This is a genomic window from uncultured Friedmanniella sp., assembly GCF_964244005.1.
In the GTDB taxonomy this organism is placed as follows: Bacteria; Actinomycetota; Actinomycetes; order Propionibacteriales; family Propionibacteriaceae; genus Microlunatus.
In genome coordinates this window covers 66102-77984 of sequence record NZ_CAXTHG010000010.1, presented here as the reverse complement: position 1 = coordinate 77984, position 11883 = coordinate 66102, and the positions used below count along the sequence as shown (strand labels likewise).

The window sequence follows — 11883 nt, the reverse complement described above, 5'->3', positions numbered from 1 at the left end:
GACCCCGCCCACCAAACGCGTGACCTCAGATATCAAGGAAGCGCACGTCTTTGGCGTTTCGCTGAATGAACGACCGGCGTTGCTCGACGTCCTCACCCATCAGGATCGAGAACATCTCGTCAGCGCGGGCGGCGTCGTCGAGGGTGACCTGCAGCAGCACCCGGTTGTCGGGGTCCATCGTGGTGTCCCACAGCTGGTCGGGGTTCATCTCGCCGAGGCCCTTGTAACGCTGGATCTTGTTGTCCTTCGGCAGCCGGAGGTTCCGCTCCTCGCCCAGGCGCAGCAGGGCGTCGCGCTCGGCGTCGGTGTAGGCCAGCTCGGCCGGGGCGTTGCTCCAGTTGATCTTGAACAGCGGCGGCTGAGCCAGGTAGACGTGCCCCGCCTCGATCAGCGGCCGCATGAAGCGGAACATCAACGTCAGCAGCAACGTACGGATGTGCGCCCCGTCGACGTCGGCGTCGGCCATCATCACGATCTTGTGGTAGCGCAGCTTCTCCACGTCGAAGTCGTCGTGCACGCCCGTACCGAGGGCGGAGATGATCGCCTGCACCTCGTTGTTCTGCATGATCCGGTCGATCCGCGCCTTCTCGACGTTGAGGATCTTGCCGCGGATGGGCAGGATCGCCTGGATCCGCGGGTCCCGACCACCCTTGGCCGAACCGCCGGCGGAGTCACCCTCGACGATGAACACCTCGCACTCGGTCGGGTCGGTGGACTGGCAGTCGCTGAGCTTGCCCGGCAGACCGCTCCGGCCGAGGAGGCCCTTGCGGTTGCGCGCAGCCTCGCGGGCCGTCTTGGCCGCGATCCGGGCCACGGCCGCGGCCTGGCCCTTGCGGATGATCTGCCGTCCCTCGGCCGGGTTCTGCTCGAACCAGTCGCCCAGCTTGGCGTTGACGACCTGCTGCACGAACGAGCGGGCCTCGGTGTTGCCGAGCTTGGTCTTGGTCTGGCCCTCGAACTGCGGCTCGGCCAGCTTGATCGACACGATCGCGGTCAGGCCTTCGCGGATGTCGTCGCCGGACAGCTTGTCGGCGGCCTTCTTGATCATCCCCCAGGTCTCGCCCCACTTGTTGGCCATGGTGGTGAGCGCGGCGCGAAAGCCCTCCTCGTGCGTCCCACCCTCGTGGGTGTTGATGGCGTTGGCGAACGTGTGGACGGACTCGTTGTAGGAGGTGTTCCACTGCATCGCCAGCTCGAGGCTGAGGCCAGACTCGGGCCGCTCCGCTTCAACGTCGATCACCGAGGCATGGATGGTCTCCTTGGTACCGATCAGGTACTTCACGTAGTCGACCAGGCCATCGGCGTAGCAGAAGGTGTCGGTGTTGGCGCGGCCTTCCTCGTCCACCCGGTCGGGACGCTCGTCGGTGATCGAGATGGTCAGACCCTTGTTCAGGAAGGCCATCTCGCGGAACCGGGTGGCGAGGGTGTCGTAGCTGTAGACCGTGGTCTCGAAGATCTCGTCGCTGGCGTAGAAGGTGACGGTGGTGCCGGTCTGGTCGCTGGCCTCCAGCTGCTCCAGCGGCCCGTCGGGGACGCCGAGGGAGAAGGACTGGGTCCAGTGGTAGCCGTCGCGGAAGACGTCGACGGTGAGGTGGCTGGAGAGCGCGTTGACGACCGAGACGCCGACGCCGTGCAGACCGCCGGAGACCTTGTAGCCCCCGCCGCCGAACTTGCCGCCGGCGTGCAGCACAGTCAGCGCGACCGTGACCGCCGGGATACCTTCCTTCGGGTGGATCTTGACCGGGATACCGCGCCCGTTGTCGGTGACCCGGATGCCGCCCTCAGGCAGGATCCGGACGTCGATGGTGTCGCAGTAGCCGGCCATCGCCTCGTCGACCGAGTTGTCGACGACCTCTTGGACCAGGTGGTGCAGGCCGCGCTCACCGGTGGAGCCGATGTACATGCCGGGACGCTTGCGCACGGCCTCGAGACCCTCGAGCACGGTGATGGACTCGGAGTCGTAGGCGCCCGGGTTGTTGGAGCTGGTCGTCCGGGGAGCCTCGACCTTACGGTCGGCCGCGAGCGCGTCGTCGGAAGGCTCCGGACCGATGCTCACCCCGTCCACTTCGCTGGCCTGGACGTCGTCGGAGGCGAGATAGCTCTCGAGCGCCTCGTCCTGGTCGCCGCTGTCGCGGTCGGCTGACTCGGCGTCCTCGGGGATCTGGTCCGACACCGGCACGGGCTCCTGTCACAGGTGTGCCGCCAGGACGCGTCGCACGTCACCCGAGAGGGTGCGCGCCGTGCGGACGACGAGGCGGCACGGAAAGAAAGGTCGGACCGGCGGCCCAACCGCACGCCACCGCCCCGAGCTGGTTTTCCCCGCCTGCAGGGGGCACGGTCGCGCAGAGACGATTCTAGCGCGTGTCCTGCCGTGCTCCCGTCATCTGGAGGGGGTCTGTGGACAGCGGATAGCGTCTCGTTGGCCCTGGCTGGCCGTCTGGCGGCTTTCGCAGACCTCTCAACGGTACGGATACGCACTCGGTGGCCCCAGGGTCTCCCGGCGGCTCGACGAAAGGCCGAACCATCAGCCGTACGTGTCCCGCGGACCCCGGCCGTCCCGAACGGAGAAACGGCCCTTCTTCCACGAGGGGGCGTCCGGGCCGAGCACCGTCACCCGGGTGACGGTCCCGTCGCCGAGGGCCGTGTTGAGGGTGGCGACGAGCCGCGGGGCGAGCAGCCGCAGCTGGGTGGCCCAGGCCGTGGTGTCGGCGCGAACGGTCAGCACGGTGTCGGTGTAGGACTCCGGGTGAGAATGCGCGGCGTTGACCGGCCCGACCAGGGTGGCCCAGCGGGCCAAGATGCTGCGGACGTCCAGCTGGGTGGTCCAGCCCTTGCTGTCCACCAGCCGCTCCATTGCGGCACTGAGCAGCTGGGGGTCGCGCTCGTCGGGGTGGCTGCCGGAGACCTGCGGGCCCGGACCGACCGGACGTGGCGTTCCGCTCCGACCGCGGGTGCTGCGGCGACCTGGGAAGCCTCGGCGGCCGTTGCTGAGCGACCGCGCGACGGTCTGGGCCAGGCCGAGGCCGGTGGGGTCGTGCGGCTCGGAAGGGGCGGACGGCTCCGACGGCACGGCAGCAGCCTCAGCCGTGGTCGGGTCCGGCTCGTCGGTCGTGCCCACCTCCGCACCTCTCTGCTCGTGCCGGTCGTCGGCCGCTGGTGGCAGCATCCTAGGTCGGCTGGAGTCCCGCCGGGTGCTGACGACGGCACCGGGAGCTGGGTCTACCCGGGGCTGACGGCGCCAACGGTCAGGAGCTGACCGATCACCGCCTCCCACCGCTTGGCTGCGGACCGAGTCCGACCAGCTCGACCACCGGCGGCCGCCAAGCCGGCGGATCCGGCGGGTCGATCAGGGCGCCGGGCGGCTCAGCCAACGGGTGGCAGCACGTTGACGCTCACCGGGATGTCCTACGCCGCGAACGCGGCCTCCGCCTGCGTCAACAGCTCGGCCACCTGCGGGGTCGGCGGGCTCACGCAGTCGACCTGGACCCGCTTGGGCTGCTCGACCGCGTCGGGGTAGGCCAAGGCGAAGCCCTCGTCGAGGACGAAGAAGGCGTAGTTGTTGATCTTCTCCCCGAGGCGGCTCAGCTCGTCCTCGCTGTCGGTCCAGGGCCGATCGTGGCTGATGATCAGCACGACCTCACCCTCGGGGGTCTGGGTGATCGCATCGACCACGCCGGCGTCGTCGAGCCCGGACACGGAACCTCCTCGATGTTGGAGCTCTACCCTCCAGTCCTGCTGCCCCCATTTCTATCGGGCTACGGCTCTCGAGGGCTACGGCTCGACCACGATGACCGAAGCAGCACCGGCTGCGCGCAAGAGCCACTCCAAGGCTCCGAAGGGTGCCGGCCACCCCGGTACCTCGACCAGCACCTGCCCCCGCCGCCCACCGACTGCTGCGTCCCACCAGAACCACTGGCGTTCCTCGGGCTCCAGCCACGAGAGCCAGGTCTCGAGCGACCAACGCTTGGCCGCGGCAGCAGCTGCCCGTCCTGGAGGGTCGAGCGTGCGCCACCACGCCACCCACGCCTCGAGCTCTTCCTCGGACTCAGGCGCGCACGCCGAGACGAACCAGCCCGGCAGGGACTCAGCCCACTCAGCGACGGAGGGCCACGGTTGGGCCGGTCGGTCGAGCACGGCCGTCATCACCTCACGGCTCCGGCGCAACACCGCGTCCGGCTGCTCCGCCTCGAACACGAGCGTCACCAGGCGGGATCATCAGGCTTCCGACGCAAGCTGGTCGAGCTGGTCGAGCTGCTCGAGGATCGGTCGGGCTGAACTGGCGAGGAACGGTGAATCTCCGTTCTTCGGGACGACGACCGGCCCGTTGCCCACCAAGCCGGCGAGAAAGTCCGCGTTCTCGAGAAACGGGCGGGTGTTGTAGGCGAAAGCCCACGCCGTCTCGTGCTCGACGACAGCACAGATGACGATCTCAACGGGGTGCCGGACCCGGATGGTGGAATCCAACATCTCTTGGGCTCGGTGCCACGCGTCCCGCAGGATCACCGGCAATCCGTTCTCTTGAACCTCTGGGCGTTGCATTCTTCCAGGCGCCGGCGGGTCAGCCGAAGAGGTCGGCAGATCTGACCCCGCCTTGCGGCTTGAGGCAGTCGAAGGCGTCGTTCCAGTCCTCGAGCCCGAGATGAGCGCGCAAAGCCACCTCGAAGTACATCGGCGAAACGACTTTGCGATAGTGCAACAGCTCAGCTTCAACTTCGGTGGCGGGTCGACGTCTGGTGCCCATGTGGTCGACCACCTCCCAGGTGGGTGGGAAGCCAATGCTCACCTTGGGGGCCGGAAGCCGGACGTGAGCCGGAACAGGAGCGCTAGCCACGATCGTCCAGTGCCCCGCGGTGAATTTTGGCCATCATCGACAGGCCGAGAAACAGCACCGGCGACTGTGTCGCGGCCACCACATCTTCGTCGGACGAGTCCTCAGGAAGGACCTCCTCGTACACGGCGAGGTAGTACAGCTGCGGTTGCTCGCCAGATCCCACCACCTGACCCACCCCGACACGGCCCTCGTGGGTGGGCACGACGAAGACGTCACCCAGTTTCAGCGCGACCCGCCTAGCCACTTCGTCGGCTCCTCGTCTCACCGGCCTTGGAGTCTGTTCTCATGATTCACGGTCGCGGGCGAGCACGAATGTAGCGGCCCCGGTCGGCCGCAGAAAGGCTGTCGATCCCCGCCAGCGGGTACTGCTCGACCGCCTCCGGCAGGTCGCCGCGGTCGAAAGCCGACCGCGCTTGCCTGAGACGTTGGTCCTGCACGCCCGCCTGGTACCGCTGCTCGGCTTCGTCCTGTTGGGCGAGCCAGGCCCGTCGAAAGCGTTCCGGTTGCTCGAAGGCCGGCCAGATGTACTGGTCGAGCCAGGCGTCCCGGACCGTGACGAGTCGGTCCACCAACGTCTCCGAGGACGAGAACTGGCCATTCTCGGCGGCGGCCAACCTGGGTGCCTCCGGGAACAGCCGCCAGAGAGCGACCCTCAGCTCGGCAGAGGTCTCCCGCAGACCGAGGACGACGCTGAGCCACGGAGTCGGATCCTCCGGGTAGTAACTCAGCTCGAGCAGCCGCTGCTCGTCGCGGAACGTGACCGCTGAGCTCGACGAGCCGTCCACCACGAAACCCTGGTCCGCCAGCGTCTGCCCCAGAACGTCACCAGCGGCTTTGCCCAGATCAACGGCCATCTACGGCCGCCCCAAGACGCTCTGAACCTCGCTCGGCGACACCGTCTCATCGAAAGTCGTGATCGCGACGTCCCTCCCCTCGAATGGAAGAACAATGGAAGAACAAGGGGACTGCGCATGAAAATCGCTCCAGCGATATTGGGATCCACCGGAGTCTGGGTTCCACCTACCAACTGAGAAATTCTGGTGGGACCTCGTCAGCCAACCACACCTTCTCACTCCCCTCGTAGAACCGCACCCCAGCCGACGCGGCCCTGAGAGCAGCGACTGTGAGCACGGTGGGTGCGGAAGCTTTCCGCTTGCCGACCGCTAGAGCAGTCTCCTGGTCCGCCGACAAGTGTACGAACTGGCGTTGCCTTGGCCTCAGGCCCTCCGTACCGACGATTGCCACGGTCTGCGGCGCGGTCCCGTGGAAGAGGAATTCGGGCGGAGTCGCCAGTGAATGGTTGATGCGACCGGGCAACGAGTGCCCGTAGCGGGCGCGGATCCAGCCCTCCGCAACCTCATGACGCGGCTTGGTGGCTGTTGCCACCATTGCCTCGACATCTGCGGACGTAAGGAAGGGCCACCCCTGACGGCGGAGAGCTTCAACGAAGACATCTAGACGTACCCAGCCCTGATCGTCAAGCTCCAGCTCGTAGAGCCACGGTTCGTGCCTCAATGCACGCGAAACGGCTCGGCTCAGATTTGTCGACACGCTACCTCCGCTGAAATCCGGTCACGGACCTGAGCCGAGACTACGAGTGGAATCTACTCAAACTCGATCAGGTCTTCAACGGCGCGCCGCAACCAGTTCTCGAAGCTCACCATCTCCTCCCGTCTTTCCCAGCCGGGCTCAGCGAAGTCGTGAATAATCACGACGCCTCCCCTAGCCAACTCGAGGTCCCAACATGCGACGTCATCGTTGTCCTGGCGCCGGGCAAAAGGAATCAACCGACGGGTGGGGTACCGCTTCCTAAGACCCTGATACTTCATGAGCAGGACATCGCCTTCGATGATCCACCACGGCTCGAGATTGGTCAGCCCGAGTCCGACGACCCTGATGAAGAAGGGGGGGTAGGAGAACTCCTCAGGAAGGTCGGTCAGAGACAGCAACAGCGCCATTAGTAGTCGCCCCCCCATCCTGTCAACGGTGATCCATTCGGATAAACGTCTCTGTATGCGGAGTTCTGGCGTCCGATCCGGTTTGTGACGGCGTCTCCCCAGGTGTCAGGCACTCCCCCCTTGGGAGTCGTAAACCGTTCCACGTGTTCGGCCGGAAGGGGCTCATGGAAATCATGCACATTCGCCTGCACATCGATCCCGCTGCTCTTCGCGGCGAGTAGTCGAGTGTTGTCCACGGACGTGAGGCCGCCGTCGGACATCCGGACGACGTCAATCGGATCGCCGACCCACCCGTGCTGAAGCATGCTGGCTTCGATCTCCTTGACTCCGTTGACCGATGTCTGGCTGAATCTGATGTCTGTTGCTGACAGTCTGGTCCCCAGGAGTGGGCGTGGTCCAACGTCGCTCAAGGCTCGGCCCGATGCAGCGGACACACCGCTGGCGGCTCCGCCGAGGCTGCCAAAGACAGCTCCGGTGCCGGCACCTTGGGCGGTGGCGCCGAGGAACCCGGCGGTGGTGTGCGGGCCGGGACCGCTGGCGTACTGGTAGCCGCTGGTCGCCGCACCACCGACTCCACCGGAGACCGCGCCTGCGACCATCGCTCCGCGGAGCCCGGTCGCGCCAAGCTTCGCGGCAGCGAACCCGCCGCCGACCGCACCGGCGGCGAAACTGACCCCAACCTCACCCCAGTTCACCTCCCCGGTGGTGGCTTTCTGGATGATGGTGTCCGCACCCGCCGAGATCAGCATCGCCCCAGCGGGGCCGCCGACCCCGGTGATCATCAGGGCGCCACCAGCGACGACCATGCGCCGCCGGCGACGTACTCCCAGTTGTTCTTCAACCAGTGACCGGTCGCGTCCATCGCCGTGTTGACCGCGTTCCCGACCGTGTTCAACGCGTTCGACACCAGCCCAGAGTTGCCGTCGCGGTACGCCTGCAGCTCAGCGTCGGTGACCGGCCTCAACCCCGTCGGGTCCACCGCATGCAACGGGTCGTTCCCTGCGAACGCGTACGGGTTCCCCGCCCACCCGGCCCCGGTCACCGGATCAAGGGGGTCGACCGACAGGAAGCCGCGGGCGGCCGGGTCGTAGACCCGCGCCCCCATCCACTCCAAACCATCCACGCTGACCTCACCGGAGGCGCCAATGGTCGCGGTACCGGTCGAAGCGCCTGCCTGTCCGGGGACGCTGGTCCACGGGTCGGTACCCGAACGCCCGGCGGTGCGCCACCCGGGGGCGACCCAGGCGGAACCGATCCCGGTTATCGGACCGGCGGTCAGAACGGGGGTGTCACCGGCCAGCACGGGGGCGCCGGCGTAGGCGGCCGTGTCCCAGAAGAACTCGACGCCGTCCACGCTGGCGAACTCGCCCAGCGCGTCGACCTGGGTGGTGCTGTGGCGGACACGGTCCTGACGGCGGTCGACGACACCGGCGAGGTAGCCGCTCGGGTTCCAGAGGAACTCTCGCTCACCCTCGCCACTGCGGGCGTGGGTGCGGCGGCCCGCTCCGTCGTAGGCGTAGGTGGTCCGGCGTCCGTCGGCCGTCCCTGTCGACAGGAGCTGCCCGGCCAGGTCGTAGACGTGCTCGACGGTCTCGACGTCGGTGCCGGCCCTGCGGGTCTCGGTCGTCAACCGCCCGGCCGCGTCGTAGGCCCAACGCTGGGTCGTGGTGCCCGAGCCGTTACTGGTCCGCGCCTCGACCAGCTGGCCGGCGCCGTCGTAGTCGTAAGCGGTGGTCCGGGTGTCCGCGTCGTCTTCGCGCGTGACCGCCCGGATGCGCCCGCGCTCGTCCCGGTCGATCTCCGTGCGGGTGGCCCCGTCACCGTCGGTGATGGTGTGCGCGACCACGAACCCGTCCCGATGCTCCCAGGACTGGATGAGCCCCCCGGCGACGGCGGAGATGATCCGGCCCGCAGCGTCGCGGTCGAACGCCGCCCGACCCAGGCTGGTCGAGTCGACCTCACTCAGCCGGCCTGCCGTGTCGTAGCGGTAGTCGGTGGTGGTGCCGTCGGGGGTGGTCATGCGGGTGCGGCGGCCGTCCGCGTCGTAGGCCCAGGTGACCGCTCGCCCGTCGCGGGCTCGGCGGACCAGCTGCCCACGGCTGTTCCACTCCAGGGTGTGTTCGACCGGCTCCACCCGGTCCGGGTTGGTGGTGTCGGTGATGGTGACGGTGCGACGACGCAGGTCCCGCGTTAGCGCGGTCACCGTGCGGCCGTCGACGGCCATGGTGGCGGGGCGGCCGGCGGCGTCGTAGGTCCAGGTGGTGCGGCGACCGTCCGCGGTCTCCTGCCACGCCAGCCGACCGGCGGCGTCGTAGCCGGCGCGGGTGGTGCGGCCGAGCGGGTCGGTTTCGGCGACGCACCGGTTCATGGCGTCGAACTCCCGACGGGTCACCCCACCCACCGGGTTCGTGATGACGGTGGCTCGACCGTTCTCGTCGTAGTCGTAGGTCGTGACGCCGCCGTTGCCGTCGGTCACCGCGACAAGCTGGCCGGCCGCATCGTAGCCGAACCCCCGGTGGCCGAACTGGGGGTCGTGGGACTCCACCACGCGGCCAGCGCCGTCGTAGGTCCAGCGCGAGGTCCCGGATCCGGGCTGGACGTGCTCAAGAACCCGTCCGCACACGTCATACCGGGTGGTCGCGACCTCGCCGGTCGCCGTGGTCTGCGCGGTGACCCTGCCGTCGGCGTCATAGCCGATCGTGACGGTCCCGCCCGCCGGGTCGGTCACCGTCGCCAGCCGGCCGCACCCGTCGTAGCCGTAGGTCGTGGTCAGCCCGGACGGAGACGTGACCGCGGTCGGCCGGCCCGCGAGGTCACGGACGATCCGGGCCAGACCGCCATCGCCGTCCAACGCCTCTACCGGGCGTCCACACCGGTCGTACGTGTAAAGCGATGCGGTCCCGTCCACCCGGCCGGCCGAGGTGAGCCGGCCCAACGGGTCGAACCCCGACGTCACCTCGCTGTCGACCCCGGTGACCTGGGCCTGGTTCGCGGCCTGGTTGACGTCGACACCGACCCGGACGCCCGTCGGGTCGACGGTCGCGACCAGGTGCCCGGCCGTGTCGTAGTCGCGCGACCACACCCCGCCGGTCGGGTCCGTCGTCGCCGACAACCGGGACAGCGCGTCGTGGGTGAACCGCCACTGCGACCCGTCCGGCAACGTGACGCTGTACAGGTTGCCGAGCTCGTCGAGCTGTCGGGTCACCTGCCGACCCAACGGGTCGACCGTCCGGGTCTCCTCACCGTGGTCGCCGTACTCCACCGTGGTCCGCGCGCCGAGTGGGTCGATTGTCGCCGCCAACCGGCCCGCGGTCGTGTGCTCGAACCGCCAGACGGCGCCGTCCGGGTCCTGCCGCTCGGTGAGCTGGCCGGAGGCGGGATCCCAGGTGAAGACGGTGCGGTGCCCGGACGGGCTGACTGCGGCGGTGACGCGGCCGAGAGCGTCGCGTTCTAGCCGGGCGGTGTGCCCGTCCGCGTTGGTCACCCCGACCAGGTCACCCCGCTCGTCGTAGGAGAACCGGACCGTCACCTCCGTCGGATCGGCCACCTCGGTGAGGAGCCCATCGGTCCAGGTGAGGCGGGTCAGGCCACCCTCGGGGTCGAGGACGCTCGACGGGTTCCGCTGGTCACCGTAGTAGCGGTACTCGGTGACCGATCCCTGCTCGGTCACCACCGTGGTCACCCGGTCGAACTCGTCCCAGCCATAGGACAGGTCCGCCCCCGACGGGGTGACGGTCCGGATCCGGCGGCCGCGGTCGTCGTACTGGTGCACCGTGGTGGCGCCGTCGCGCTCGGTCAGCAGAACCGGGTTGCCCCAGCGGTCGTACGAGCTGGACTGCCGCTGCTCGTCGGCATCCACCACCCCGACCAGGCGGCCTTTGTCGTCGGAGATCCAGGTGTTCGACCGGGTGCCGTCCTCATCGGAGACCACCGTTACCCGGCCGGGCAGGTAGACGAACCTGGTGGTCCGGCCGAACTGGGACTGCTGCGAGATGACCCGACGGCTGTCGTCGTAGACGTTGACCGCCTCCACCACCCCGTCCGCGTCCGTCACCGACACAATGAGGCCTTCGGTGTTCCAGCCGTACGACCGGGTCCCCGCCGGACCGGAAGCCGACACCAGCTGCCCGACCTCGTCATAGCCGTAGTCGACGGTCCGGCCGTCGGCCGTCTGCGCGGAGACGATCCGGTCCTCGGCCCAGGCGAGCTCGATCCACTGACCGCGAGCGTGAGACAGCCGCACCACCCGGCCGGCGTCGTCCCGACCCACCTCCACGAAGCTCTTCGCCGACACCGGCCCCGTCCCGAACGCCGCCAGGGTCCCGGCCGCCGAGAGCCGCCACCACGACCCGTCGTTCCCCGACGCCACCAGCTCAGCCGACTCCGGGTCAGCGGCGAGCCACAGGGGCTCCCCGACCGCCTGGTCCCAACCCGTCCCCAGCCGCGGAAAGCGCACCTGCCGGCCGTCCGGCATGGTCAACTTCGCCAGACCATCCTCAAGAACCAGACCGGCGTCAGCGACCGAGCACCACCCCGGCCCGAACGCATGCATCTCGGGGTCGAAGGAGTTGTAGCAACGGCCCAACAACAGGCCCGCAGCCGCACCCGGGAACGTCAGGTCCGACTCCACCTCCAAGAAATTGCCGGTCGCGGTATTCACCGGGTCGTTCGCGTACCCGCTCGTCGCCGGACCCCCGTACGCCTGCGGCGGATCAATCGTCAGATCCCGACGAGACGCATCCACCCCCGCCGACCTCAACGCCGCCGCAACAGCGCTGTTCGACAACGTCGACAGGTCGCCCTCACCACCAGCGGCGTTGAACGCGTCCGCGACCGTCGTCGCCCACTCCACGTCGTTGTCGGCCAGCCACGCGGTGTAACCGGAGAAGACGCCCGAGGCGTCCAAGCTGCCCCACCGGCACCTGGCCTGGAAGTCGGCGTAGTCGGCCTTCAGCTTCGTCGGCGTCGACCGCAGTGCATCGTTCAGGTGACTCGACGCGGTCGCGAACGAGCGCAGGTTCTTGGGCCGCGCCGGTCCGTCAGGCTCCACCTCTGGCCGCAACTCACCCTGACACGTAGGGCAAGGCCGCTCGT

Annotated in this window: 12 protein-coding genes; all 12 read right to left on the bottom strand. The window is 68.5% G+C overall.

Translation table 11 applies throughout. The annotated features are described in order from the left end of the window. Nucleotides 1–25: 25 nt before the first annotated feature. The 12 genes from gyrB to ACFE76_RS08470 all read right to left on the bottom strand — a co-directional run bounded on the left by gyrB (nucleotide 26) and on the right by ACFE76_RS08470 (nucleotide 11839). Nucleotides 26–1948: a DNA topoisomerase (ATP-hydrolyzing) subunit B gene (gene gyrB, locus ACFE76_RS08525; protein ID WP_375431373.1), complete on the bottom strand. Its 1923-nt coding sequence runs from the start codon at nucleotides 1946–1948 to the stop codon at nucleotides 26–28. 576 nt (nucleotides 1949–2524) lie between these two features. Then, nucleotides 2525–3118 (bottom strand): DUF721 domain-containing protein, encoded by a 594-nt coding sequence (locus ACFE76_RS08520; RefSeq protein ID WP_375431316.1) that lies wholly within the window; start codon nucleotides 3116–3118, stop codon nucleotides 2525–2527. A gap of 287 nt (nucleotides 3119–3405) precedes the next feature. Next, complete coding sequence (locus ACFE76_RS08515; protein WP_375431315.1) at nucleotides 3406–3696, bottom strand: DUF6572 domain-containing protein; 291 nt, start codon at nucleotides 3694–3696, stop codon at nucleotides 3406–3408. Nucleotides 3697–3771: 75 nt separating this feature from the next. Then, nucleotides 3772–4203, bottom strand: a complete 432-nt coding sequence (locus tag ACFE76_RS08510) for a hypothetical protein (RefSeq protein ID WP_375431314.1) — start codon at nucleotides 4201–4203, stop codon at nucleotides 3772–3774. Nucleotides 4204–4215: 12 nt separating this feature from the next. Continuing rightward, nucleotides 4216–4503 (bottom strand): YrhB domain-containing protein, encoded by a 288-nt coding sequence (locus tag ACFE76_RS08505; RefSeq protein WP_375431313.1) that lies wholly within the window; start codon nucleotides 4501–4503, stop codon nucleotides 4216–4218. A gap of 55 nt (nucleotides 4504–4558) precedes the next feature. Then, nucleotides 4559–4741: a hypothetical protein gene (locus tag ACFE76_RS08500; protein WP_375431312.1), complete on the bottom strand. Its 183-nt coding sequence runs from the start codon at nucleotides 4739–4741 to the stop codon at nucleotides 4559–4561. An 82-nt stretch (nucleotides 4742–4823) separates the two neighbouring features. Next, nucleotides 4824–5075: a hypothetical protein gene (locus ACFE76_RS08495; protein WP_375431311.1), complete on the bottom strand. Its 252-nt coding sequence runs from the start codon at nucleotides 5073–5075 to the stop codon at nucleotides 4824–4826. A 46-nt stretch (nucleotides 5076–5121) separates the two neighbouring features. Continuing rightward, nucleotides 5122–5685 (bottom strand): hypothetical protein, encoded by a 564-nt coding sequence (locus ACFE76_RS08490; protein ID WP_375431310.1) that lies wholly within the window; start codon nucleotides 5683–5685, stop codon nucleotides 5122–5124. Between the two features lie 166 nt (nucleotides 5686–5851). Beyond that, entirely contained in the window at nucleotides 5852–6382 is a 531-nt protein-coding gene (locus ACFE76_RS08485; protein WP_375431309.1) for an RNA 2'-phosphotransferase, read from the bottom strand. A gap of 53 nt (nucleotides 6383–6435) precedes the next feature. Beyond that, entirely contained in the window at nucleotides 6436–6789 is a 354-nt protein-coding gene (locus ACFE76_RS08480) for a hypothetical protein (protein ID WP_375431308.1), read from the bottom strand. Then, the gene (locus tag ACFE76_RS08475; RefSeq protein ID WP_375431307.1) at nucleotides 6789–7571 is read right to left on the bottom strand and encodes a hypothetical protein; all 783 of its coding nucleotides are present in this window, start codon (nucleotides 7569–7571) and stop codon (nucleotides 6789–6791) included. The genes ACFE76_RS08480 and ACFE76_RS08475 overlap by 1 nt, the downstream gene beginning before the upstream one ends. Continuing rightward, complete coding sequence (locus ACFE76_RS08470; protein ID WP_375431306.1) at nucleotides 7571–11839, bottom strand: DUF6531 domain-containing protein; 4269 nt, start codon at nucleotides 11837–11839, stop codon at nucleotides 7571–7573. The genes ACFE76_RS08475 and ACFE76_RS08470 overlap by 1 nt, the downstream gene beginning before the upstream one ends. Between the last annotated feature and the right edge of the window lie 44 nt (nucleotides 11840–11883).

What these genes read in the sequence shown, in the direction of transcription:
- ACFE76_RS08475 (WP_375431307.1), bottom strand. Translation starts at nt 7,571, where the DNA reads ATGATCACCGGGGTCGGCGGCCCCGCTGGGGCGATGCTGATCTCGGCG.
- ACFE76_RS08480 (WP_375431308.1), bottom strand. Translation starts at nt 6,789, where the DNA reads ATGGCGCTGTTGCTGTCTCTGACCGACCTTCCTGAGGAGTTCTCCTAC.
- ACFE76_RS08500 (WP_375431312.1), bottom strand. Translation starts at nt 4,741, where the DNA reads ATGGGCACCAGACGTCGACCCGCCACCGAAGTTGAAGCTGAGCTGTTG.
- ACFE76_RS08490 (WP_375431310.1), bottom strand. Translation starts at nt 5,685, where the DNA reads ATGGCCGTTGATCTGGGCAAAGCCGCTGGTGACGTTCTGGGGCAGACG.